Below are 24,466 nucleotides of genomic sequence, written 5' to 3'. Positions count from 1 at the left end.
GTCTCCCTCGTCGTATCCGTTGTTCATAGGAGGTGGCGGCGGGATTTGCCATGGGCAAAACGCATCATTCCGCAACCAGCACGTTTTGACGCCAAATCTGAATCGCCTGCTCTGAGGTGGGCACACCGATACACGGAAAATGGTGAAACCTATTCACATCCGCCAGCCGATCTGCTGCCAGCATGACGCGACGATGGGGGCCGCATTGGGCGTAGGTCAGCATCGCCTCGATATCGTGCCACACGCTGAGTGAAAAATAGAGGCCATCCTGCCGGAACACAGCTGCGTGCAGACACAAGGGGTCGCCTTTTGCCTGCCGATACGCCTGCCCCGCGCGCCAGAAAAACTCGGGCGCGTTGTACCAATGTTTCAGGGAAACACCACCTATTGCCGCCAACATACTCTATCCCTCCGCATTGAGGGATACGCAGCAATCTCAGAATCAGATCACCGCAAAGCGGCCCCAAATTCGCGGATCAGAGCCGCGTCCTTTACACCCGGTGCGCTTTCAACGCCCGAAGAGACATCGACCTGCCGCGCGCCGGTCATCCTGGCAGCTTCAGCAACGTTCTGCGGTGTAAGACCACCGGCCAGCATCCACGGACGCCGCCAATATTTCCGACCGGCCAGCAAGCGCCAGTCAAACGACAGCCCATTACCTCCGGGCAGTTCCGAGCCGCGCGGCGGTTTTGCGTCGATAAGCAATTGATCGGCCACTTCGGAATACAAATCTATTGCGTCCAGATCCTCGGCCTCGGCCACGCCAATTGCCTTCATCACGGGCAATCCAAACCTGTCACGAACCTCCGTTACCCGCTGAGGAGACTCCTTGCCGTGCAACTGCAACATATCAAGCGGAACCACAGACACGATGCTGTCGAGTTCTTCGTCAGTGGCGTTCACCACCAATGCCACCTTGGCGACGCCCGCTGGAACCATTTGGGCCAGTTCCACAGCCTGCGCGACGTCCAGATGGCGGGGCGACTTCGGAAAGAAAACAAAGCCAACATAGCCCGCACCAGCCTCAACAGCAGCACGCACGTGGTCGGGGGCGGTCAAGCCGCAAATTTTGAACCTAACATCAGACATGGGACTAGGGCTCAGCTTGCCTCATCCAGAAGGGCCAGAACGTCATCTTTGCCCTCGTTTTGCTTTTTCTTGAGCTTCTTGACCTCTCGCTCAAGCTTGCGCACTTCGCTTTTCTTCGCGGTTGCGTCACGGCGATGCTTATGTTCACGCATCCATTCCCACAGGAACCCGATGACCAGACCAGCCACAACACCGCCCAAAACCACCAGAAACAATGGTAAGGACGTGCTTAGGTTAAAGCCCAGCAGCTCAGCCAGTGGATCCGGCATCAACTTGAGTTCAACCGATTCAACATTGGCCAGAGATATCGAAATCAGGATAACCCCAAGAGCCCCGAGAAAAGCGTATCGAATATAGCGCATCATAAGGTCAGGCTTTACCGTTCAATCGGTCCCTTAGCAACTTACCAGTTTTGAAAAACGGTACACATTTTTCCTCGACCTGAACAGTTTCACCCGTCCGCGGGTTGCGCCCCACGCGCGCATCCCGTTTCTTCACGGAAAATGCACCGAAGCCACGCAGTTCAACACGGTCGCCGCGGGCCATTGCATCGGTGACTTCCTCGAAGACGGTATTCACAATCCGCTCGACATCACGCTGATAGAGATGCGGGTTTTCGTCAGCGATTTTCTGAATCAGTTCTGAACGGATCATGCGTGATACCCTCCCAGGCAGCCGGTGTGTCAGGTCTACTGATTTGACAGTATAGGAAAAAATCCGGAACGGGGGAACGGATACTCTGCGCGCTGAGGCCTTATTTTGCCACATTCTCACAAGAATTTTTGTCGGACAGAGGAATTTTCGCACTTAAAGCGCGAACAATATCACAAATAAGCCAGCGGTTTGGAACATATTGATTCGCAACAAAAACGGCCCCGCGCTGATGCGCGAGGCCGAAAAGCTTGTCTGAGATGCGCCTCGGGCTTAGTCGCCAGACTTCAGCGCTGCACCCAGAATGTCGCCCAGCGACGCGCCCGAGTCGGAAGAACCGTACTGTTCCACGGCCTCTTTCTCTTCGGCGATCTCGCGTGCCTTGATCGACAGGCCCAGACGGCGGGTCTTGCTGTCGACGTTGGTGACGCGGACGTCGACCTTGTCACCGGTCGAGAAACGCTCGGGGCGCTGTTCGGCACGGTCACGCGACAGGTCGGAACGACGGATGAACGACTTCATGCCTTCGTACTCTACCTCGATGCCGCCATCTTCGATTGCGGTCACTTCAACGGTGATAACCGAGCCACGTTTCACGCCGCCCACGGCTTCGGCGAACTTGTCACCGCCCAGGGCTTTGATCGAAAGCGAGATACGCTCTTTCTCGACATCCACTTCCGAGACAACCGCCTGAACGACGTCGCCTTTGCGGTAGTTCTGGATCGCATCTTCGCCACGCTCGTCCCAGGACAGGTCGGACAGGTGAACCATGCCGTCGATGTCGCCTTCGAGGCCGATGAACAGACCGAATTCGGTGATGTTCTTGACTTCGCCTTCGACCTCGGTGCCCTCGGGGTGTGTTTCTGCAAACACTTCCCACGGGTTGCGCTGAGTCTGCTTCAGGCCCAGAGACACGCGACGCTTGGCGCCGTCGATTTCCAGAACCATGACGTCGACTTCCTGGCTGGTCGAAACGATCTTGCCGGGGTGGACGTTTTTCTTGGTCCAGGACATCTCGGATACGTGCACCAGACCTTCGACACCGGCTTCCAGCTCGACGAACGCGCCGTAGTCGGTGATGTTGGTAACGCGACCCTGATGAACCGAGCCCAGCGGGTACTTGGCAGCAACCAGATCCCACGGATCTTCCTGCAACTGCTTCATGCCCAGGCTGATGCGGTGGGTTTCCTTGTTGATCTTGATGACCTGAACCTTGATGGTTTCGCCGATCGTCAGGATCTCGGACGGGTGGTTGACCCGACGCCATGCCATGTCGGTGACGTGCAGCAGGCCGTCAACGCCGCCCAGGTCAACAAATGCGCCGTATTCGGTGATGTTCTTGACGACACCCTCGACGGTCTGACCTTCGGACAGGTTGCCGATAACTTCGGCGCGCTGTTCGGCACGCGATTCTTCCAGGATTGCGCGACGCGACACAACGATGTTGCCACGGCGACGGTCCATTTTCAGAATCTGGAACGGCTGCTTCAGACCCATCAGCGGGCCAGCGTCGCGCACGGGGCGCACGTCAACTTGCGAGCCGGGCAGGAACGCAACTGCGCCACCCAGATCGACAGTGAAGCCACCTTTGACGCGGCCAAAGATAGCGCCTTCGACGCGCTGGTCGTCGGCATATGCTTTTTCCAGACGGTCCCATGCCTCTTCACGGCGGGCCATCTCGCGTGAGATGACGGCTTCGCCACGGGCGTTTTCTGCGGCGCGCAGGTAGACTTCTACCTCATCACCTACAGCGATTTCAGGGGCTTCGCCAGGATTTGCGAATTCTTTCAGATCAACGCGGCCTTCCATTTTGTAGCCGACGTCGATGATGGCTTGGCCGGCTTCGATCGCCAGTACCTTACCTTTGACAACAGAACCCTCTTCGGGCGTGTCCATTTCGAAGCTTTCGTTCAGGAGGGCTTCGAATTCCTCCATGGTTGTATCAGCCATCTGGCAGTGTTTTCCTTTACATACGTTTTTACTGGCCGAGCGGTTGTCTCCGCCGGTCTTGTTTCATGATGTCTTCAAGCGTGATCCGGTGCGCCCCTGAGCAAACAAACACAAAGGGCCGAGGTAACCCGGCCCTGCTCAGAAACGTCATCCGGACGTTGACCGCCCTTGTATCGACAGCGCGCGTATAGGCGGATTCCCCGGTATGTGCAAGGGCAAAGCCCATGTTTTCAAGGTTCGGCAGGTCTTTGCGAGTGCTCAGTCCAGCTTTTGGCGCTCCAAACCCCGGCATCGCGTCGTAGCATCGCCCGCTCGATTTCATTCAAACGCATCACGGCTGCGGTTGGGTTGCGCGCGCCGCCGGCCCTGTTCCAGATTTTCCGAGCCGAAGCAGGGCTCCACGGTAAGCTCGCCGAGGCAAGCCACTGCCGCAACCGTGGCGGTAAAGAGTCATACATTTTCATTGGCGGCAACTGCCGCCTCCGACGTTTAAGGCCCGTTCGAAGGTTTTTGCCGTACCTACAGCCTTGGTCTGCCTGTCTTTGCACCGCGCACATTCCCTAAGTTCATAATGTGATTACATTACAATTTAAGGACACACAAGAACCTGTTCCAATGCTCGTAAAGCCCACGGGAAACAAAAGGCGGGGATTTCGCCCCGCCCTTCATCTTTTTTGAAAATACTCCACGCGCCGAGCGCAAAGACTCTCTAAAACAACTGCAAATCCTTCGCACCGCTTTGGATTTCGGCAAAGTTTGGCATGTTCTGGATCCTAACAGGCGCTGGTGCGGTGCCCGGCATCGCAACAGTTGGCTGCGCAACCTTCCCTTTACCAAAGGACGGACGCTCCAGCTCTCCGCGGATATCGCGCAACAGTGTTTTGTGATCCGGCATTGATCTGACGATTTGTGCAAGATCCTCTTTCGCGCGCTGCATACCCTGATACCAGATCACCTTCTTCAACGGTCGCACCCGATCCCGGATGCCTGGCCCATAGCCAGTATCATAGACTTGCTTGCCCAAAAGAACCGTCTGATACACGCGATGGTCAAACAGTGTGGCAAACTCGACATCGTGATCCATCGGCAGGCGGTGCTGCCATAGCTCCAGATTCTCGGCCAACCGGTCCGGCACCTTCATCTGTGTCCGCGCGTCGATCCAATATTGATCATCCGTACGATTGCCCAAGCGATAATGCAGGCAGATGAATTCCAGCACTTCGTTATAAAGCTTGTCCATCTGCCGGTTGTATCTTGTCCGCAGCGAAGGTTCGATGTCGCGGGTTGGCAAATGCTCGGCGAACCAGCGCACCGCATGATCAATCATATGGATCGCGGTACTCTCAAGCGGCTCAATGAATCCGCCGGACAGACCGATGGCGACACAGTTCTTGACCCAGGCATTGCGCACACGTCCAACGCGCATCGGAATGATGCGCGGCGTCAAACCCTTACCGCTGTCCCCCAACCATTCGAGGTACTCATCCGCGGCCTGATCATCGGTTCGATGCGCCGATGAAAACACATACCCCGTCCCCACACGGTTGTAGAGCGGCACCCGCCATGTCCAGCCTGCGCCAAGTGCGGTGGATCGTGTCAGGCTCTCAATCTTCTTCGGGTTGGGATGCTCGATCTGCAACGCCATGGCGCGATCGTTGGGCAGGTAATCCGAATAATCCAGAAACGGCTCGCCAAGCGCCTTGTTGATGATCAACCCGCGGAACCCGGTGCAGTCGACAACCATCTCGATGTCGTGGCGGCCCCTGCGCTCCAGCATTAGGTGACTGACGTTGCCCTGCTCGTCCAACTCAACCGATTGCACTTCATCCCGGATATGTTCAACACCCCGCTCTGTGCAGACCTTGGTCAGCATCCCGGCAAATTTCACTGCATCCAGATGGTAAGCGTAGCCAAACCGCTGTTCAAATTCGGGCTGACCTAACTGACGCGCGCCTTTGCACAGCCGCCCCAGATCATCATGCGGCGAGATTGATTGGGTAAAGTCCCGATCCCCGTTGCCGAAACGCAGGAAATACTCGGCGGCATCCAAACCCTCCAACATCTGACCGTGGGCAAAGGGATTCACATAGTCGATACGATTGCCCTTTTGGTCCTTGTTCCAATTGCAGAACTTAACGCCCAGTTTGAACGATGCGTTGGTCTCGCGGAAAAAATCCCGCTCTGTAATGCCTGCCTGGCGCAGCGTGACCGGCATGCGTGGCACCGTAGCCTCGCCCACCCCGACGGTCGAGATATTGGGGCTTTCGATAAGGCAGATGCGCGGGCGATCCTTCTGCGAGGACGTGCGGGCAAACACCATGTCCAGGATCAGCGCGGTCATCCAACCTGCCGTACCGCCGCCCACGATGGTGATCTCATTCAAACGATTATTCATGTGGTTATGTCCCTGTTGGCTTGGGGGATTTCATAGCTGCCTCCCCCTTTATTGGGGGTTTCTTTGCAGCATTCCCTTTTTGCTTGAAGGAAACTATAACAGCTTTCCTGCGTCCATCTAGGGCTTATGATGCCACTTGCGCACGCATTTCAGCCCGTCCACTTTCGCAGGTCAAAAAAGCACGCTTTTCTCCCGAGACACAAAAACCGGCGAAATGCTCGATGTCGATGTTTCACCTTCACCGCGGCGGCTTATGAGAGAAACGCGGGTCTCAGGAACTGTACAGGTTCAAAGCGCGGGTCAGATTTCTTCGCCCTTCTTCAGAAGCTCTTCGATCAGAGCGCGTTGCAGATCCGTGCTGTCGCCCCCTCCGAATTCCGCGGCGCCACCCGAGTACAGCGTTCCATACGTCTTTGCGATGTTCACGGTCTGGGCCAGCCCCGATATCAACTGTTCCTTTTCCAACAACGACAAGGGGTGAATGAAGGCAGCCCACAATGTGCCATTTGCGATCGCGTAACGCGCGTCCAGTGTGCTGTCGAAATTGGCCTGCATCATCCGGACCAGTTCTTCTTGCGACAGTGTCTCGGCACTACGGATCGAGACCATCGCGCGCATGCGGTCTGCATTGATGTCGGTAATCACCAAAACCTGCACATCCGCCACAGTCATCTGGAATCCGGGGCCGAATGGTTGCGCTTCGGGGTCCAGAGCAAACAGGATGTTGCCCAACCGCTCATAGGTCATCGGTGGCTCGATGTTCGGGGTTTCAGCTTCGCCCTCCTGCGCGACAAGACGCCCGGCGGCGAAGATCAGGATAAAAGCTAGTCGGATCATGAGGTCACTCCTGCAGGCACATCTTCACCATACGCACTGGAATTCACACAAACCAAACAAAGCTTAGTGAACGCACTCTTCCCTCCATTCAAAGACTTGTACGATCTGCAATATCTGGTGGCCTTTCTGCGATTACACGTCCGCAATTGACCGACTAACTATGTTTCATCGGCCACTGACCCAGCCGATTTGAACACAGAATCAAAAAAGGAAACGTGTAATGAAACATATCCTCTTCACCGCCTTGGCAACCGCAATCGCCTTGTCCACCCCGGCCTTTGCCGCTGACGAAATAAACGTATCCAACGGTATCTCGGCCGCAGGCGCGCCGCTGGCCGCACACGGTGTCGATCTGGTTGCACTGGTCAACGATGGGAACCCGGTCGAGGGTTTTGCCACTCACTCTGCGACCTATAACGGTGCATCCTACTATTTCACCACGGCCGCCAACGTGGAAGCGTTCGAAGCAAACCCAGTGGCTTACTTGCCGCAGCATGGCGGGTTCTGCTCGTTCGGCGTGTCAGTCGGCAAAAAGTTTGACGGTGATCCAGATCAGTATCTGGTTGCAGACGGCAAGCTGTATCTGTTCCTGAACGCTGAAACCCGCGCGGCCTTTCTGAAGGACGTCGTCAGCACCGCAAAAACGGCCGACGACCAGTGGGCAAACATCAAAAGCGTCGCTGTGGGAGAACTGTAAGAGCCAACCCTTTGCCCGCGGCGTTAGCGCGTCGCGGGCAATTTTGCATTGATGGCGTCCAGCGCTTTTGCCAATGCTGCCTCAATGCTCAGATCGGTCGTGTCCAACTGAACCGCATCATCGGCAGCTTTCATCGGAGCGGCGCTACGCTCAGCATCGCGCGCGTCGCGTTCTTTGACATCTGCCAGAACCTGATCGCGCGTCACATCAGCACCTTTGGCGCTAAGCTCAAGATACCGCCGTTCAGCACGCACTTCGGCACTGGCCGTTACAAAAAGCTTTATCTCGGCATTTGGACAGATCACCGTCCCGATGTCGCGCCCGTCCAGTACCGCCCCGCCTGCCCTGCGTGCAAAGGCGCGTTGAAAATCCACCAACGCGGCGCGGACCTCGGGAATGACTGCCACTTTAGACGCCGCCTGAGCGATATCGGCGGTGCGCAGATCGCCTTGCTCCAATTCCTCGGCGGTCAAAGCCTTTGCCGCTTCCACCGGATCGACCCCCGTCAAGACACGCCGACCTACCGCACGGTAGAGCAGCCCAGTGTCCAGATGTGCAAACCCAAAATGCGCCGCAACGGCTTTCGAAATCGTGCCTTTACCCGCAGCCGCAGGCCCGTCAATCGCGACCGTGAAGCTCACGTGCGCTCAACCTTTGCACCCAGCGACGCCATTAACGGTTCAAAAATCGGGAAAGACGTGGCAATCGGGCCGCCATCATCCACGCTTACCGGCTTCTGCGCGCCCATGCCCATCACCATGAACGACATGGCAATGCGGTGGTCCAGAAAGCTCTCGCAGGTGCCGCCACCTGGAATGTTTCCAATGCCCAGCCCTTCGACCGACCACCAATCCTCACCCTCGTTTACCGTAACGCCGTTTGCGCGCAGACCGCGGGCCATGGCGTCGATCCGGTCGCTTTCCTTCACCCGCAGCTCTTTTACACCGCCCATCATCATGGTGCCGGTGGCGTTTGCCGCAACCACGGACAGAACAGGGTATTCATCGATCATCGAGGCCGCACGCTCTGGCGGTACGGTAATCCCCTTCATGTTCGGCGAGTACTTTGCGCGCAGATCGGCAACAGGTTCGCCGCCTTCTTCGCGCTCATTCTCATAGGTCAGGTCTGCACCCATCTCGCGCAATGTGGTGAAAAGGCCAGCGCGGGTCGGGTTCAGGCCGATGCCGGGCACCAGCACATCTGATCCGGGTGTGATCAGCGCAGCACAAACCGGGAAAGCAGCGCTTGACGGGTCGCGCGGTACGGCGATGACCTGCGGCTTCAACTCAGGGCGACCCGTCAGAGTGATGACACGGCCTTCATCGGTATCTTCCACCGTGATCTCAGCCCCGAACCCGGCCAGCATCCGCTCGGAGTGGTCGCGGGTTGCTTCTTTCTCGATCACAACTGTTTTGCCGGGGGCATTCAATCCCGCCAGCAACACGGCGGACTTTACCTGCGCCGAAGGTACCGGCACTGCGTATCGCACCGGTACGGGGTCCGCTGCGCCCACGACGGTCATCGGCAGACGTCCACCGGACCGACCGACCGATTGCGTGCCAAACAGGGCCAGAGGGTCAGTCACCCGCGCCATCGGACGTTTGTTCAGGCTGGCGTCGCCGGTGAAGGTCGCCGAGATCGGAGAGGTTGCCATCGCGCCCATGATCAGGCGCACGCCAGTACCTGAGTTACCACAGTCGATCACCTGATCCGGTTCAGCAAATCCACCGACGCCCACGCCATGCACGGTCCATTCCCCGCCACCGTGGTCCGTGACCTCTGCCCCAAAGGCCCGCATCGCCTTGGCGGTATCCAAAACGTCTTCGCCCTCCAGCAGGCCCGAAATCTTGGTCTCACCCACAGCCATGGCGCCAAGTATCAGCGACCGGTGCGAGATTGACTTGTCACCGGGCACTTCGGCCGTGCCGGTCAGCGGGCCGCAGGGATGCGAGGTCATGGGGATGGGCGTGCCGTGTCCAGACATGGGGGCTCCTTTTGCGCTATCAGCTCAAGGCGAATTAGCGAATTGGAGCGGGTTGGTCCAGCGGCAATGAGTGCGAAGCTGTCTCTCAGACCTCTCCCAGCCATTTCGCCGGATTTTCTTCGGCGATCTGCCGGAAAATTTCCTCGCCCAAGATGTTCCGCAACCGGAAACAGACCGCTCTCTCTGACAGCGTTTCCTGCCGGGTCATGTAGTAATCCGATCCAAATAGGACGCGGGACCTGAGACGCTCACTTTCTTCATCCTCACCGGTCAGAAAAATGCGCAGGAAGGGGGCGTAGTCCTCGAACTGGAACAGTGTGTAAGAGATGTCAGTCCAAAGACCCGGATAGTTTCCGCTGCCAATCATGTGCCGGATTGCCACCTGCCAATTCCGGTTGAACGCGTCGTCCAGCGGGTTCTTGCGATCCGGATTTACATAGGCATCCCAGTCCCGCTGACCGCCGAAATGCGCCAGGCAAATGCGAAGCTTGGGATGCGCGCGCATTACGGGAACAAACGCCTCTGGCTCGGTATAGCGGTCAGCCCAATAGTCCGAAAGATAGCGCCCTTGAACGCCACCGCGTGAACAGTGGGACATCACCGGCAAGTTCAGTTCCTCTAGCCGCGGATAAACATGCTGCATCAGAACCGGATCGTCCGGCGCAAACCCCAACCGCGGATAGAGCTTCATGCCGCGAAACTTCAGGCCATCAATGGCACGCCAGAGTTCTTTCGCCTGAGGGTCAGCCCGCGGGTCAATCGTTGCAAAGGGTATCACAGAGCGGCCGACCTCGGGGTCGCCGGACAGCTTCGCCAATTCGTCATGTTGCGCGCTCAGCGGAACCTCAGGTGCCTCAAACCCAAAAGCTGACATCTCCATTGGCAGGACGACAAAGCGGGTGTCGCTCGGATAGTGTCGCCTCAGGTTGTCCAGAATATCACGCTGGCTGCCCGCGTCCGTTTCCCGCTGAAAGCGATAGAGCCTGTCCAGTTTCTCGGCAACTGTATGCTGACCAATCAGGCGGGCACCAAATGCAAGGCCCTTGATCAACCAGGGCATCTTCTTGAATGGCTTGAGCGCGGGATAGGGGTAATCCTCTGGCACGTGGCGCGCATGAAACAGGTGCGTGTGGCAGTTCGTGATCCGAATATCAGACATGGCAATCCTAGGCAAAAAGCTATGCTAAAATTATCTACATCAAGCACAGCCTAGCATAGCGTCCAGGATTACAGAAATTTGAAACAGATCAGGACTCAGTCCTACGGAAGGTCAGATAATGCGGCACCCGCCCCTCACGCAGGGCCTTTTGTTCATAGCGGGTAGAAATCCAATCGTCCCAAGGTTCACGCCAGTCAGCTGGGCGTTCCGCCAACCATTCAAAGCCCGCGCGCGGAACTTCTTCCAGCGTCTGGCGCACATAGTCGGAAATATCTGTGGCAACGCGAAAGATCGACCCGGGTTTCAACACCTTCGCCAATGGCTCCAGGTGTTCTGGTGTCACAAAACGGCGACGATGGTGTCGGGTCTTGGGCCATGGGTCCGGATACAGCAGAAAGGCACGTGAGATACTGGCATCGGGCAGGACATCGAACAAATCGCGCGCATCGCCGGGATGCACGGCGAGGTTTTCGACGCCCGCCTGCCGGATTTTGCCCAACAACATGGCAACGCCATTGATGTAAGGCTCTGCCCCAATGACGCCGATATCCGGGTTGCTTTGCGCCTGATGCACCAGATGCTCGCCGCCGCCAAAGCCCACTTCAAGCCAGACAGGCTTGCCACCAAACAGACCATCCAAGTCCAATGACTTGCGTTCGGGGTTGGATTCCCAATCCACTGCGCCAGGCGACAGCGCTTCCAGATCTTCGTTCAGATAGGTCTTTTGGCTGGGCTTCAGGGTCTTGCCCTTGAAGCGGCCATAAAAATTCCTGCGCGGGCGTTGTGGGGTCTCGGTGCTCATGGCGGTGGCCATACTGCGCGCGCCTTAGCGTTGCAAGTGCGAGCCGCACGCGCAAAGAAAAAGCGCGCCACAGAGGGCGCGCTTTTTTGCTGTTCAGATCAGACTGCGGCTTTCAGCGCATCAACCAGATCAGTACGTTCCCAGCTAAAGCCGCCATCTGCATCGGGTTCACGCCCGAAATGGCCGTAAGCTGCGGTGCGCTGATAAATGGGCTTGTTCATTTGCAGCTGCTCACGAATGCCGCGCGGGGTCAGATCCATGACCTGTCCAACGGCTTTTTCGATAATTGCATCTGCAATCTGACCTGTTCCATGCGTGTCTGCATAGATGGACAGCGGTTTGGAAACCCCAATCGCATAGCTTAGCTGGATCGTGCAGCGTTCTGCCATACCAGCAGCCACAACGTTCTTGGCCAGATAACGCGCTGCATAAGCTGCCGAACGGTCAACCTTGGTCGGGTCTTTGCCCGAGAACGCGCCGCCGCCGTGCGGGGCCGCGCCACCATAGGTGTCCACGATGATCTTGCGACCGGTCAGACCTGCGTCGCCGTCCGGGCCGCCAATCACAAATTTACCCGTTGGGTTCACGTGCCATTCGGTATCAGCAGACAACCAGCCTTCGGGCAGAGTTTCGCGGATATACGGCTCGACGATTTCGCGGATGTCATCAGATGTCAGCGCTTCATCCAGGTGCTGCGTCGACAAAACGACCGAGCTGACGCCAACCGGCTTGCCATCACGATACACGACGGACAATTGCGACTTGGCATCCGGACCCAGCGCGGGTTCGGCACCGCTTTTGCGCACTTCGGCCAGACGCCGCAGGATGGCATGCGAATACTGGATCGGTGCAGGCATAAGCGCAGGGGTTTCGGTTGTGGCGTAGCCGAACATGATGCCCTGGTCGCCTGCCCCTTCATCCTTGTTGTCCGCAGCATCGACGCCCTGCGCGATGTGAGCGGATTGTTCGTGCAGCAGGTTTGTCACCTCGACCGTTTCGTGATGAAACTTGTCCTGCTCGTAGCCGATGTCTTTGATACAATCACGGGCAATCTTTTCGATACGGCCCATATAGTCGTGCAGCTTGTCTTTATCCGACAGGCCGACTTCACCGCCAATAACGACGCGGTCGGTTGTGGCAAAGGTTTCGCAGGCCACGCGTGCTTCGGGTTCTTCATTCAGAAATGCGTCAAGGACGGCGTCCGAAATGCGGTCACAGACCTTGTCGGGGTGTCCTTCGGAAACGGACTCCGAAGTAAATGTGTAGTTCTGTCGGGACATAAATGTGCTCCATTGGGGTTTCTCTGTCACGCCAGGAAGCCGTTGTGACAGGTCAGAGACGCATACGCCCGCGAACAGATGTGGTCAATCGCTAATCTCGTTGGGTACGACGGGTATATAAAACCAATAGAAGCGCGAGAACAGACAGCGCCATCAACACAAGACTGTCGCCAAATCGAGAATAATAGGTTGATTTTTGAGGTTGCGGCAGGATCGCATCCACATAACCAGCCTCATCCAAAGGCAGCGACGCGGTAACACGACCCAGCGGATCGATCATGGCGGACACCCCGGTATTGGCGGACCGGATCATTGGCAAGCCTTGCTCGATCGCCCGCATCCGGGCTTGCACGAGGTGTTGGTATGGTCCGGACCAGGTTCCAAACCAAGCGTCATTTGTAATCTGCAACAGGAAATCAGCGCGTCCCGATCCCACCCTTAGGTCCTGCGGAAACACCGCTTCGTAACAGATCAGCGGCAAGGCACGGCCCAGCGTTCCTACATCCAGCAGTTCGGGCCCGGGCCCGGCACTGAAACCGTTCCCGGTTGTCGCGGCCAGCCCGCGGATGCCGAAGCGCCCCAACAGGTCGCCAAAAGGAATATATTCGCCAAACGGGGCAAGGTGGTGCTTGTCATACAGCCCCGCCTGTTGTCCCGTTTCGTCCAGATAGACCATTGAATTGTATATCTGCGGACCATCGCCGCGTTGAATTCCAAAGATGACCGGCGTCCCCTGAGCCGCTTCTGCAATGGCAGCTAGGAACGGCTGCGCACTTCCCAACCACGCTGGAACAGCAGTTTCGGGCCAGACGATCAAGTCAGGTCGAGGCGATACCGCAGTGTATTCGGTCTGACGCGCGAAAAACAAAGGCGCATAAGCAGGATCCCATTTTTGATGCTGGGGCGCGTTTGGCTGAACCACGCGAATCGTATGTGGGCCGTCCTGCACAGGCGGACGCATCGCTGCATAGACCAATGCTAGGCAGACCAGGGCAACGGTAACGCTCATGGGCACCACCAGCCCCCGCAAGGGCCTGTCATGACATATTGCTGTTCCGATCGAAAACGCCGCCGAGAAAGTCAGTGCGTTCAACCCGTACGGCCCGACCAAAGACAACAACTGTGCCACTGGCGTATTCACCCAGACTTGCGAAACCCCGGCCCAGGGGAACCCGGTCAGTATGTATCCCCGTGCCATCTCGAGCAGCGACAAAGTGACAACCAGCCACATACCCTGGAGGGTTTGCGAAGCACCAGGATGCCGCGACAACCGAAATCCCGCAGCCCAGAACAGCGCCAGCCCCCCTGCCATAAACACCAGCGCAAACGGCGCCATCCAGGCGTGGCGCTCTGCATCCACCTGAAACGGTTCGATAAGCCAGCTGAGCGCATGGACAAAGTAACCGGTGGCAAAGAACCATCCGATCCAACCCGCCCGCGCCCGGGTTTCGCTGGCCAGAAAAATTGGCACGATCAGAATCAGAGACAGGACCGTTAACGCCCAATACCCATAAGGTGCCAAACCAAAGGCACCCGCACCGCCCAGTGCGGCAGCCGCCAGTAGTCTTAGCGCAAAAGGCCAGTCCCGGACTGGGATCATGCAGCGATATCCGGCAACATAACGCGCAGTCTTTTTATGCGTCGCGGATCGGCATCGATCACTTCGAACTCAGGCCCTTCGGGGTGGATCACAACCTCTCCCCTTGCGGGCACCCGGCCCGACAACATGAACACCAGCCCGCCCAGAGTATCGATTTCCTCTTCATCCACGTCTTTGTGGCTGGTCAGCGAGCGGCCAATCTCGGCTTCGAAATCCTCAAGCGGGACCCGGGCTTGCACGACGTAACAACCGGGCTTCTCTTGCACCCACAGCTGATCTTCGTCTGCATCATGTTCGTCTGCGATTTCACCCACCACCTGTTCGATGAGGTCCTCGATAGTCAGCAGACCATCAACGCCACCATATTCATCGATCACCAGTGCCATATGGCGCCGTTCCGTCTGCATTTTGGTCAGCAGCACCCCAATTGGCATCGACGGTGGAACAAACAACAGCGTACGCAGCATCGAGACCAGATCAAAGCTACTGCCCCCTCCGTTGAACCCGTGGGTCAGAGCGAAATCCTTGAGGTGGACGAATCCCAATGGCGTATCCAGCGTTCCTTCGTAAACCGGAATTCTGGACAGGCCACTCTCACGGAACACATCCGCGAGCTCATCTTTGGTGATCGTCGAAGCGACCGATATGATTTCAGCAGTTGGAATGGCAACGTCTTCAACGCGCATCCGGCGCAGGTTGATCATCCCACGGGACTGAGGCATTGCCGCATTCTGCCCGTTCGCCGTTGGTAGCGGTTGGGTCTCGTCACCCGAAAACGCATCGAGTATTCGAGAAAAGAACCCGCTTTTCTCTTCTGTCTCATTGCTGCTGTCCTGTGGCTGCGCGCTTTGCGCCGCCCTAGAACTGCCGTCTGTGTCGCCCATTACCTTGTTCCAATTAATCGGGTCCTTAGACCCCTTCACACTCTATATGGGTCATCAATACCCAATTTGCCAAGTATCTTGACCTCAATCCCTTCCATCAAGGTGGCATCGGGATCACGAATGTGATCATACCCCAGCAAATGCAACGTTCCATGAACAAGCAAATGGATCACATGATCGTCCATGGCTTTACCTGCCTCGGCGGCCTCACGTGCGCTGGTCTCAAAGGAAATCGCGATATCGCCCAAGGGGATTTCACCAGTGAAATCCGGTTGCGGCGCATTCGGCACCTGCCCTGGCACATCGGGGGCCAGATCCTCGGCGGGCCAGCTCAGTACGTTGGTGGCGCTTGGTTTGCCGCGAAATTCTGAGTTTAATTCGGCAATCCGCGCATCATCACAGCCCAAAACACTGACTTCGCAAAACTCCGGGTCGATCTCGGCAAAAGCCAGAACGGCAGAAATCGCCTTGCGCGACAGGGTCTCAAGACCCTGCCAACGGTCATCTTCGACAGTGAGTTCCAGATTCATCGTACTGCAGACCAGCCCCTGTATGGGCCATGCTCTCAACTGGTTTCACGGCCTGAGTCGGCTTCATACGCCTCGATGATGGCCGCGACAAGCGGGTGACGCACCACATCTTTCGAAGTGAAATAGTTGAAGCTGATATTGGGTATCGTTTTCAGCAACCTTTCAGCATCCGTCAGCCCGGACTGCACCCCGCGCGGCAGGTCCACCTGCGATCTGTCGCCGGTGATGACCATACGACTACCCTCCCCCAGACGGGTCAGGAACATCTTCATCTGCATGGTCGTCGCATTCTGGGCTTCGTCCAGAACCACAAAGGCATTGGCCAGCGTCCGACCGCGCATGAACGCAAGCGGAGCGATTTCGATTCGTTTCTCCTCAATCAGCTTGGCCAATTGCTTGCCCGGCAGGAAATCGTTCAGCGCGTCATAAAGCGGCTGCATATACGGATCGACCTTATCCTTCATGTCGCCGGGCAAGTAGCCCAGCTTTTCACCCGCTTCGACGGCAGGGCGGCTCAGGATGATTCGATCCACATGTCCGCCGATGAACATCGAAACACCCACAGCAACCGCCAGGTAAGTTTTCCCCGTTCCCGCAGGACCAATGCCAAAGGCCAGCTCGTTCTGGAAGAGCGACTGCACATAGGCTTTTTGGGCATCTGTGCGCGGTTCGACCAGTTTCTTGCGGGTTTTAATCTCGACCGTTCCGCCTTTGAACATCTCAAGCTGATCGCCGTCGCGGCTGCCCGTTCCTTGTTCCGAGACACCCATGCGAAGCTCGCGATCTACATCCGCAGCCTCAACCTCGCGCCCGCCTTCCAGGCGGGTATAGAGCGACTGCAGCACCTCTACGGCCTGCTTCTGGGCATCTTCGTCCCCCATGACAACCAACTGGTTGCCGCGACGCACGATCTGGACCGAAAGCTTGCTTTCGATATCAGTCAAGTTGCGGTCGTATTCACCACACAGGTCAATCAACAATCGGTTGTCAGGAAACTCTACAAATGCCTCACGCTGGGGCATTTCATTTTGCGGTGGGTTCAGGGCACCGATGGCCAATCCGTTCTCCTGTCTTGGCTGTTCACCCCGAGCGTAGACAACAAAACTCGGTGGGCGCAAGCCACAGTTTCAAAATTTAGTGCTTGGATGACAAAACGGCCCACAAGTGCAGATCGTAACGGCGTCAGAACGTGTAGTTCAGCCCGAATCTCAAGCCACCGTATTTGGGCGTCGACTTCGTCGAAAAACCCGAACTGAACTCAACCGTTTGCGATTTGAACTGAACGTACTCATACTCACCAGTGATTGACCAATCATCCGTCAGTTTATGCTCAGCCCCGATGCTTGCAGAATACCCGCCGCGCCGGTCTGTAACCGAGAAATTCTGCACCGAACTGCCCACCGCGATGCTGTTGGTCGTCTCGATATCGCCCCAAATATATCCGACACTGACAAAATACAGAATGCTGCCGCTACGGTTTGTCACGCCGTTTCGCAATCGGATCGCCAGTACGTCAGACACTTCTGTGCCACCTTGCACGTCGACCCCCGAAATCCGAGCGCTAACGCTGTCGTCAAGTGACCCAAATTGATATCCGACTTCAAAGCCATAGACGAAGTCGCGCCCGCCTCTGGCGGGCAAGACGCCACGCCAGCCACCGCGCAACTCGCCATAAGAGCCAGACAGATCCTGATCCCCAATGTCGAACAAACCGGTAGGCGTTGTCAGGCCGAACCGATCATCCCCGCCCGCGCCATAGCCACCGGCCAATCCCAAATAGAAGGCATGGACATCACTACCGATCCTGGATGGGCTGATCACCTCAGGCTCGGTCACCGGGCCTTCCAGATCGCCCGCGTTCGATGCGCTGGCCAGAAGGATAACAAGCGACGCAGCAGGCAGCGTTTTGACAACACTTGGATGTCTGAAGTTCGTAAGGGTCGTCACTCGTGCCTCCATAACTCCGGCCACAACACCGGCCCAAAACCGTTTTTGCACGCAAAACATCACGCCCGGAAAAACTTGGCTCTTCTCCGAGCATAGTTACAAGCAATAAATCAAGGGTAAATTTTAGAAACATCCACCAATTATGGTGGAAAATCAGTGGATATTCGCCGATCTACAGCAACTCTCCCGCCAGCGAATTGGCACCCGACTCGGTAATCCGAATCTTCTTCAGGTCTCCAATGGCGATCTCGGCCCCCCTCACGTGAACCGAATGCAAATACTCAGACTTTCCGACCATCTGCCCGGGTTGGCGGCCCGGTTTTTCGAACAGAACGCGGACGGTGCGGCCCACCATGCCGTCCTGGATTTCCCTTTGGTGACGGGTGATCAGGGCCTGAAGCCGCTGCAAACGTTCATCCGCTGCCGCCGGATCGACCTGAGCCCGTTCGGCCGCCGGCGTTCCGGGGCGCGTAGAATATTTGAAGGAATAGGCGTAGCCGTATTTGACCTCTTCGACCAGATCCATCGTCGCCTGAAAATCCTCATCGGTCTCTTCAGGGAAACCGACGATGAAATCCCCTGACATCACAATATCCGGGCGGGCCGCTCTAATACGCTCGATCAGGCGTAAATAACTTTCGGCCGTGTGGCTGCGGTTCATTCGCTTGAGAATGCGGTCCGAGCCCGACTGCACCGGCAAGTGCAGGTAAGGCATCAGCTTGTCGCAAGTGCCATGAGCCTCGATTAGATCATCAGCCATGTCATTGGGGTGCGACGTAGTAAAGCGAATCCGCTCCAGCCCGTCGACCTTGTTCAGTTCCCAGATCAGACCTGCCAAAGTCATGTCCCCGTTCGGGCCTGCACCGTGATAGGCATTCACATTCTGCCCCAGCAGAGTGATCTCGCGCACCCCGCGCTCGACCAGATCCTGCGCCTCGCGAATAATGCGATCGGCTGGGCGGCTGACTTCGGCACCACGCGTGTAAGGCACGACACAGAAGGCACAGAACTTGTCGCAGCCTTCCTGAACAGTCAGAAACGCCGTCGGGCCACGCTTGGCCTTGGGGCGGTTCTTCAATTTCTCAAACTTGTCCTCTTCGGGAAAATCCGTATCCAGTGCCTTTTCGCCTGCGCGGGTCTTGGCCTCCATCTCGGGCAAACGATGATAGCTTTGCGGACCAACGACCAGATCGACCAGCGGTTGGCGGCGCATGATCTCTTCACCTTCAGCCTGCGCGACACATCCCGCGACGCCGATTTTCAGATCAGGATTCTCGGCCTTCAGACCCTTGAACCGGCCCAGTTCGGAATAGACCTTTTCCGCAGCCTTTTCACGAATGTGGCAGGTGTTCAGCAGGATCATATCCGCATCATCGGGCGTCTTGGTTTCGACGTAGCCCTGCCCGCCCAGTGCCTCAGACATGCGCTCACTGTCATAGACATTCATCTGACAGCCATAGGTCTTGATAAACAGCTTCTTCGGTTCGGACATGGATCGGGCCTTTGCATTCGCGGGACCGGCGTCATCTATATGCTTCGAACGCCGCTTGCAATGCGAGCGCAATTACCCGAATTTGGCAGGACTTTCCAGCAAGGCAAAACCGAAAACACACGATGAAGTACGAATCCCCGAACCATTTTCTGAAATCGGGTCAGACCGCATTGGCCAAAGGTCCCATCGCATTGATTTTTGCCGAAGACGGAATCGAGCTGGACAGCACTGTGCGGCACCACCTGAATCTGGGGTTCAAATCCGTGCTTGTGTTCATGCCGCAAGACTTGGCTCTCGACCCTGAGCTGGCCGATCACGTGCATCGGATCACACTGAAATGCTCGCCCCGAACTGTGGTGTTTGAAACCATAAACCGGATTATTCAGGCCGCAGCCGGCCTTTGGATGTATTACTGTTATAACGCCGAGTACCTTTTTTACCCATTTTGCGAAACGCGTAGCGTTTGCGAAATGCTGGCCTTTCACAGCGAAGAGCGGCGCAATGCGATGCTCAGCTATGTCATTGACCTCTATGCCGATGATCTAAGCACCTATCCCAACGGAGTCGCGCCTGATCAGGCGCTCTTCGACAGCACGGACTACTATGCCCATACCCGCCACGACCCAAGCGGCCAGCCTTTGGACCGGCAGGTGAATATCTCGGGCGGGTTGCGCTGGCGATACGAAGAGCACGTTCCTTACGAACGCCGCCGTATCGACCGGATTGCCCTGTTCAAATCGCAAAAAGGGCTGGCGCTGAGGCCCGACCACACGTTCAATGAACCGGAATACAACACCTATTCCTGCCCCTGGCATCACAACATGACTGCCGCCATTTGCTCTTTTCGGGCAGCAAAAGCCCTAAAGACAAATGCAGGGTCCACGTTTGACATCCCCAGCTTTCGCTGGCGGAACTCAGTTCCGTTTGAATGGCAGTCTCGCCAACTTCTGGATCTGGGTTTGATCGAATCAGGTCAGTGGTTCTGAGACGCCTCAGCGTTGCAACAGCATCGGGAACCAGTCCTCGCGCAAGCGTTGGCCCGGTGTCATGTCGTGACCGGGGAACGGGGGCGAGGTCCGACCCGGGCGCTCAACGTAACGCGCGTCATCCCCCACCAGGCGCAGCGAGAATGCGCGGCGGCGGCTGTCCGACTGGTTGCCCCGCGCGCCATGCAACGTACGATAGTTGAACGCCACAGCGTCGCCGGGCTCCATATCGAACTCAACAACTCTCATGCCCTCGGCATCGGGGTCCGGGACGGGGATGTACTGACCTTCGTCCGGAAAGAACCCTTCCTCTGACACCCAACGGGTCGGCAGAACCTCTTTCTCCCACCGATGCGATCCGGCGACACAGCGCAGCGTCGCCTGCTGCACCGGATCCAGCGGAGACCAGAAGCTGATGTTCTGCTGGCCTTCGACGAAGTAATACGGTCCGTCCTGATGCCAGGGCGTGGCCATCGACGTGCCGGGCTCTTTGACCAGCACGTGATCGTGGAACATCTGAACGCTTTGCGATTGCATCAGATCGGCCGCAACCTCGGCCGCGGGCGATTTTTCGATGACTTCGCGAAACTGAGGGATGCGGGTCCAGTTGCAGTAGTCATCAAAGAAAAGCCCTGTTTCGCCAGACTTTTTGTTTTCAGACGCATAAGGGCCAGGTTCAGCCATATTTGCGGCCACCCCATCGCGCAGTTGATCCACATACCCCGTGAACAGCCCTTTGATCAGGACAACGCCATCTTGCTGATAGGTGTCGATCATCGCTTGAGAAACTAGTGGGTGAGGCATCCGGATCTCCTTTGGCTTTATCCCGGTTTTGCTCTGAACGTGCATTCTGTTCAAATCATATCTTTCTAAGTAATAAATAACTTGATGTTATATATTTCACTTCGCCAATATGAATATGTCTGCGCGATCGGGTGCCACGGCAGCCTGTCGGTCGCGGCACAGCACCTGAATGTGTCGCAGCCAGCCTTGTCCACTGCGCTGACACGTGTTGAAGAGCATCTTGGCCATCCGTTGTTCACCCGTCGCCGGGGTGCAGCCATGGCCCTGACTCCTCAGGGGCGCAGGTTTATCGAACAGGCTGAGGCTTTGCTGAACGATGCCGCCCGAATCGAAGCCTCTGAGACTCCGGCACCGGGTATGACACAATTGAGGTTGGGGTGTTTTACGGACCTCGCCCCCTTCTTGCTGGCCCCTGCCCTGCATCATTTGCGCGTTGCCTTCCCAAATCTTGCAATTTCCTATGTCGCCGCGTCTTTCGAAGGGCTTCTGAACAGCATGATCGACGGCCAGATCGACATAGCGATCACTTATGATCTGACCATGGATGCCGGGTTCACCCGAGCAAAGCTGTTCGACAGCAAACCAAAAGCGTTGATGTCGCCGGATCATCCGCTGGCATCAACGGATGGCGTTACCCTGACCGATATCGCAATCCACCCTTTGATCCTGTCAACTGAAGGGCTTTCTGCGCAGCACATTCTTGGCCTGTTTCGGCGCATGGGTCTGCGCCCAACAGTCGCGCACCGGGCAGCATCGCTGGAGATTCAGCGCAGTCTTGCAGCCCATGGCGAGGGAATCGGAATCAGCTATGCCAGCCCGCCCAGTTCGATCAGCTATGACGGTCGACTTTTGGTCGGTATTCCGATCACCGACCCGGACGCTGCTGAGTCTGTGGTTCTGGCACGTCACGGTACAGGCCCGGCCGACCCAACAATTGATCTGGCTGAACGCGTTCTACAGGATGGTTTGCAGCAGAATTGAAAACCTATTTCTTGCGCAACCGGATGACAACATCGACCGACGCGATCTCAACCCCTTCGGGCGCTTCGGGAAGGCGCTGAATGACCAGTTGATCCGAGGGCGCATCACTCAGACGGGCTTCGTCTTCCCAATAAAAATGGGGGTGATCGTGGGTATTGGTATCGAAATAGCTTTTCGAGCCATCCACGGTGATTTCTTGTAGAACACCTGCCTCGCAAAACGCGCGAAGAGTATTATAAACCGTGGCCAGAGAAACCGCATCCCCGTTTGCCTTGGCAGAATCGAACAGGCTTTCTGCGGTAACATGGCGATGACGGCCATCGCCCACCAAAAGCTCGGCCAGCGCCACACGCTGGCGCGTGGGTCGCAAGCCAGCATTCACCAGCCAACCCGTTGCTATTTCGCGGCTCTGAGGTGTCATCAATCCGATACTCATAGTTGCTTCTTTTATATATAGGGGCGCATAGTCGACAATTTCAAATGAATTTCATTCGCAAGATGGGTACGTACACAAGATGATGTGGCGCACCGCTCTTGCAGGACCTTGCAAACGGGTGATAGACGAGGCCAGATATATAGACAGACCCCCGGCAGGAAAGGCGGCAGAATGGCCCAGTTCCCTAGCAGTTTTGACAAAGATGATCTGCTGAAATGCGCCCGCGGCGAATTATTCGGCCCCGGCAACGCCCAATTGCCCGCGCCGCCGATGCTGATGATGGACCGGATCACCGACATCTCGGGCGATGGTGGTGCGCATGGCAAAGGCCATGTGGTAGCCGAGTTTGATATTACACCTGACCTTTGGTTCTTTGACTGCCATTTCCCCGGCAACCCGATCATGCCGGGCTGTCTGGGTCTGGATGGCCTGTGGCAGTTGACCGGCTTCAATCTGGGCTGGCGCGGCTGGCAGGGACGCGGCTATGCGCTGGGTGTGGGCGAGGTCAAACTGACCGGAATGGTCCGCCCGGACCGCAAAATGCTAACATACTATATCGACTTCACGAAAGCCCTTCAAACCCGTCGCCTGACCATGGGTGTGGCGGATGGCCGGGTCGAAGCCGATGGCGAAGTGATTTATCAGGTCAAGGATATGAAGGTTGCACTGTCTGAAAGCTAACCCCGGCTTTCTGACACGTCACTGAAAACGAACTACAGGAGTACGCTTATGCGTCGCGTCGTCGTCACCGGTCTGGGGGTTGTTTCCTCCATCGGGAACAATGCCGAAGAGGTCTTGGCCTCGCTCAAAGCAGGCAAATCCGGGATCGAGGCCAACGAGCAGATGGTCGAACACGGTTTTCGCAGCCAGATCGCCGGTTCGCTCAAGATCGACGTCTCTGAGCATGTGGACAAGCGCACCCTACGCTTTATGGGCCCCGGTGCTGCTTATGCTCATGTCGCCATGAGCCAGGCGATTTCCGACGCCGGTCTGACCGAGGATCAGGTTGTTAACCCGCGCACTGGTTTGGTCGCTGGCTCGGGTGGTCCGTCGACCAGCGCCATGCTGTCGGCACATCAAACTGTTTTGAAAACTGGCGCAACCAAGCGGATCGGGCCGTTTGCAGTGCCAAAATGCATGTGTTCGACGATTTCGGCAAACCTGGCGACAGCGTTCAAGATCAAGGGCATCAACTATTCGATCACCTCGGCCTGCTCGACATCACTGCACTGCATCGGCAACGCGGCGGAACAAATTATGCTCGGCAAGCAGGACGTGATGTTTGCCGGCGGCGGTGAGGAACTGGACTGGACATTGTCCTGTCTGTTCGACGCCATGGGCGCGATGTCCTCGAAATACAATGACACGCCCGAGAAAGCATCGCGTGCGTTCGACGAAAACCGCGACGGTTTCGTGATTTCCGGTGGCGGCGGGATCGTTGTGCTGGAAGAACTGGAACACGCTCTGGCTCGTGGCGCAAAGATCTATGCCGAAGTCACCGGATACGCGGCAACTTCGGACGGCCATGACATGGTGGCCCCGTCCGGCGAAGGCGGTGAGCGTGCGATGCGTCTGGCTCTGGACACTCTGCCCGAAGGCCGCAAAGTGGATTACATCAACGCCCATGGCACCTCGACTCCGGTTGGCGATGTGGGTGAGGTTGAGGCCGTGCGCCGTATCTTTGGCCAAGGCAGCGTACCGCCGATTTCGTCGACCAAATCGATGACCGGCCACGCGCAGGGGGCCGCAGGAGCGCTTGAGGCGATCTTCTGCCTGCTGATGCTGGACCATGATTTCATTACACCGTCGATCAACGTCGACACGCTTGCCGAAGGCATCCTGCCCGGTGAAATTGCAACCGAAGTGGTTGAAAACGCAGGACTGGACAGTGTCATGACCAATAGCTTCGGCTTTGGTGGCACCAACGGGTCCATGATTCTGTCAAAGTATAACGGGTGAAAG

General features: G+C 56.9%; 26 protein-coding genes and 1 riboswitch. Of the genes, 5 read left to right on the top strand and 21 right to left on the bottom strand.

All coding sequences use genetic code 11. The features are described from left to right. Positions 1–64: 64 nt before the first annotated feature. The 8 genes from AC2FLD_RS02635 to AC2FLD_RS02600 all read right to left on the bottom strand — a co-directional run bounded on the left by AC2FLD_RS02635 (position 65) and on the right by AC2FLD_RS02600 (position 6,922). Positions 65–400: a hypothetical protein gene (locus AC2FLD_RS02635; protein ID WP_496667604.1), complete on the bottom strand. Its 336-nt coding sequence runs from the start codon at positions 398–400 to the stop codon at positions 65–67. 47 nt (positions 401–447) lie between these two features. Then, positions 448–1,089 carry a phosphoribosylanthranilate isomerase gene (locus AC2FLD_RS02630; protein ID WP_496667605.1) on the bottom strand — a complete coding sequence of 214 codons (642 nt, stop codon included), beginning with the start codon at positions 1,087–1,089 and terminating at the stop codon, positions 448–450. Between the two features lie 11 nt (positions 1,090–1,100). Then, the gene (locus AC2FLD_RS02625) at positions 1,101–1,451 is read right to left on the bottom strand and encodes a LapA family protein (protein ID WP_496667606.1); all 351 of its coding nucleotides are present in this window, start codon (positions 1,449–1,451) and stop codon (positions 1,101–1,103) included. Positions 1,452–1,458: 7 nt separating this feature from the next. Next, positions 1,459–1,743: an integration host factor subunit beta gene (gene ihfB / locus AC2FLD_RS02620; RefSeq protein ID WP_050603110.1), complete on the bottom strand. Its 285-nt coding sequence runs from the start codon at positions 1,741–1,743 to the stop codon at positions 1,459–1,461. Between the two features lie 270 nt (positions 1,744–2,013). Beyond that, positions 2,014–3,690, bottom strand: a complete 1,677-nt coding sequence (gene rpsA / locus AC2FLD_RS02615; RefSeq protein ID WP_050603109.1) for a 30S ribosomal protein S1 — start codon at positions 3,688–3,690, stop codon at positions 2,014–2,016. A gap of 230 nt (positions 3,691–3,920) precedes the next feature. Then, positions 3,921–4,247, bottom strand: coding sequence for a DUF6525 family protein (locus tag AC2FLD_RS02610; RefSeq protein WP_496667607.1), 327 nt, complete (start codon positions 4,245–4,247; stop codon positions 3,921–3,923). A gap of 152 nt (positions 4,248–4,399) precedes the next feature. Further along, positions 4,400–6,085 (bottom strand): tryptophan halogenase family protein, encoded by a 1,686-nt coding sequence (locus AC2FLD_RS02605; protein ID WP_496667608.1) that lies wholly within the window; start codon positions 6,083–6,085, stop codon positions 4,400–4,402. Positions 6,086–6,385: 300 nt separating this feature from the next. Then, a complete protein-coding gene (locus tag AC2FLD_RS02600) occupies positions 6,386–6,922 on the bottom strand; it encodes a hypothetical protein (RefSeq protein WP_496667609.1) in 537 nt (178 codons plus the stop codon). Positions 6,923–7,142: 220 nt separating this feature from the next. Between AC2FLD_RS02600 and AC2FLD_RS02595 the strand changes: the two genes are divergently transcribed. After that, positions 7,143–7,619: a YHS domain-containing (seleno)protein gene (locus AC2FLD_RS02595; protein ID WP_496667610.1), complete on the top strand. Its 477-nt coding sequence runs from the start codon at positions 7,143–7,145 to the stop codon at positions 7,617–7,619. Positions 7,620–7,642: 23 nt separating this feature from the next. On the opposite strand, the gene cmk is transcribed toward AC2FLD_RS02595, so the two are convergent. The 11 genes from cmk to miaB form a co-directional block, all read right to left on the bottom strand. After that, positions 7,643–8,260 (bottom strand): (d)CMP kinase, encoded by a 618-nt coding sequence (cmk, locus tag AC2FLD_RS02590; RefSeq protein ID WP_496667611.1) that lies wholly within the window; start codon positions 8,258–8,260, stop codon positions 7,643–7,645. Then, positions 8,257–9,603 (bottom strand): 3-phosphoshikimate 1-carboxyvinyltransferase, encoded by a 1,347-nt coding sequence (gene aroA, locus AC2FLD_RS02585; RefSeq protein WP_496667612.1) that lies wholly within the window; start codon positions 9,601–9,603, stop codon positions 8,257–8,259. The genes cmk and aroA overlap by 4 nt, the downstream gene beginning before the upstream one ends. A gap of 85 nt (positions 9,604–9,688) precedes the next feature. Further along, complete coding sequence (locus tag AC2FLD_RS02580) at positions 9,689–10,762, bottom strand: amidohydrolase family protein (protein WP_496667613.1); 1,074 nt, start codon at positions 10,760–10,762, stop codon at positions 9,689–9,691. 88 nt (positions 10,763–10,850) lie between these two features. Continuing rightward, complete coding sequence (gene trmB / locus AC2FLD_RS02575; RefSeq protein WP_496667614.1) at positions 10,851–11,576, bottom strand: tRNA (guanosine(46)-N7)-methyltransferase TrmB; 726 nt, start codon at positions 11,574–11,576, stop codon at positions 10,851–10,853. 86 nt (positions 11,577–11,662) lie between these two features. Continuing rightward, positions 11,663–12,844: a methionine adenosyltransferase gene (gene metK / locus AC2FLD_RS02570; protein ID WP_050603100.1), complete on the bottom strand. Its 1,182-nt coding sequence runs from the start codon at positions 12,842–12,844 to the stop codon at positions 11,663–11,665. A 5-nt stretch (positions 12,845–12,849) separates the two neighbouring features. Next, positions 12,850–12,898, bottom strand: a riboswitch (SAM-SAH riboswitch). Between the two features lie 37 nt (positions 12,899–12,935). Continuing rightward, on the bottom strand, positions 12,936–14,444 hold the full coding sequence (gene lnt / locus AC2FLD_RS02565) for an apolipoprotein N-acyltransferase (protein ID WP_496667615.1): 1,509 nt from the start codon (positions 14,442–14,444) through the stop codon (positions 12,936–12,938). Continuing rightward, positions 14,441–15,328 carry a hemolysin family protein gene (locus tag AC2FLD_RS02560; RefSeq protein ID WP_050603098.1) on the bottom strand — a complete coding sequence of 296 codons (888 nt, stop codon included), beginning with the start codon at positions 15,326–15,328 and terminating at the stop codon, positions 14,441–14,443. Before AC2FLD_RS02560 ends, lnt begins: the two co-directional genes overlap by 4 nt. Before the next feature lie 35 nt (positions 15,329–15,363). Continuing rightward, positions 15,364–15,858 carry an rRNA maturation RNase YbeY gene (gene ybeY, locus AC2FLD_RS02555; RefSeq protein WP_496667616.1) on the bottom strand — a complete coding sequence of 165 codons (495 nt, stop codon included), beginning with the start codon at positions 15,856–15,858 and terminating at the stop codon, positions 15,364–15,366. 35 nt (positions 15,859–15,893) lie between these two features. Next, on the bottom strand, positions 15,894–16,916 hold the full coding sequence (locus AC2FLD_RS02550; protein ID WP_496667617.1) for a PhoH family protein: 1,023 nt from the start codon (positions 16,914–16,916) through the stop codon (positions 15,894–15,896). 124 nt (positions 16,917–17,040) lie between these two features. After that, on the bottom strand, positions 17,041–17,805 hold the full coding sequence (locus AC2FLD_RS02545) for an outer membrane protein (protein WP_496667618.1): 765 nt from the start codon (positions 17,803–17,805) through the stop codon (positions 17,041–17,043). A gap of 172 nt (positions 17,806–17,977) precedes the next feature. Then, on the bottom strand, positions 17,978–19,297 hold the full coding sequence (miaB, locus tag AC2FLD_RS02540; RefSeq protein WP_496667619.1) for a tRNA (N6-isopentenyl adenosine(37)-C2)-methylthiotransferase MiaB: 1,320 nt from the start codon (positions 19,295–19,297) through the stop codon (positions 17,978–17,980). Positions 19,298–19,419: 122 nt separating this feature from the next. Here miaB and AC2FLD_RS02535 point away from each other — a divergent pair, with 122 nt between their 5' ends. Continuing rightward, the gene (locus AC2FLD_RS02535) at positions 19,420–20,283 is read left to right on the top strand and encodes a glycosyltransferase family protein (RefSeq protein WP_496667620.1); all 864 of its coding nucleotides are present in this window, start codon (positions 19,420–19,422) and stop codon (positions 20,281–20,283) included. Between the two features lie 6 nt (positions 20,284–20,289). Here AC2FLD_RS02535 and AC2FLD_RS02530 read toward each other — a convergent pair whose 3' ends face one another. Beyond that, entirely contained in the window at positions 20,290–21,087 is a 798-nt protein-coding gene (locus AC2FLD_RS02530; RefSeq protein WP_496667621.1) for a phytanoyl-CoA dioxygenase family protein, read from the bottom strand. An 84-nt stretch (positions 21,088–21,171) separates the two neighbouring features. On the opposite strand from AC2FLD_RS02530, the gene AC2FLD_RS02525 reads away from it, so the two are divergent. Further along, positions 21,172–22,068: a LysR family transcriptional regulator gene (locus tag AC2FLD_RS02525; protein WP_496667622.1), complete on the top strand. Its 897-nt coding sequence runs from the start codon at positions 21,172–21,174 to the stop codon at positions 22,066–22,068. Positions 22,069–22,072: 4 nt separating this feature from the next. Here AC2FLD_RS02525 and irrA read toward each other — a convergent pair whose 3' ends face one another. After that, the gene (gene irrA / locus AC2FLD_RS02520) at positions 22,073–22,489 is read right to left on the bottom strand and encodes an iron response transcriptional regulator IrrA (protein WP_050603347.1); all 417 of its coding nucleotides are present in this window, start codon (positions 22,487–22,489) and stop codon (positions 22,073–22,075) included. A 186-nt stretch (positions 22,490–22,675) separates the two neighbouring features. Between irrA and fabA the strand changes: the two genes are divergently transcribed. Together fabA and fabB are read left to right on the top strand one after the other, a co-directional pair. Beyond that, on the top strand, positions 22,676–23,185 hold the full coding sequence (fabA, locus tag AC2FLD_RS02515) for a bifunctional 3-hydroxydecanoyl-ACP dehydratase/trans-2-decenoyl-ACP isomerase (RefSeq protein WP_050603091.1): 510 nt from the start codon (positions 22,676–22,678) through the stop codon (positions 23,183–23,185). A 48-nt stretch (positions 23,186–23,233) separates the two neighbouring features. Then, a complete protein-coding gene (gene fabB, locus AC2FLD_RS02510; protein WP_050603090.1) occupies positions 23,234–24,463 on the top strand; it encodes a beta-ketoacyl-ACP synthase I in 1,230 nt (409 codons plus the stop codon). The last annotated feature ends 3 nt before the right edge of the window (positions 24,464–24,466 follow it).

Source organism: Ruegeria sp. CDSA021 (assembly GCF_059612325.1).
Note: the sequence above shows the minus strand (reverse complement) of the source record. Positions and strands in the feature narration are given on the sequence as shown.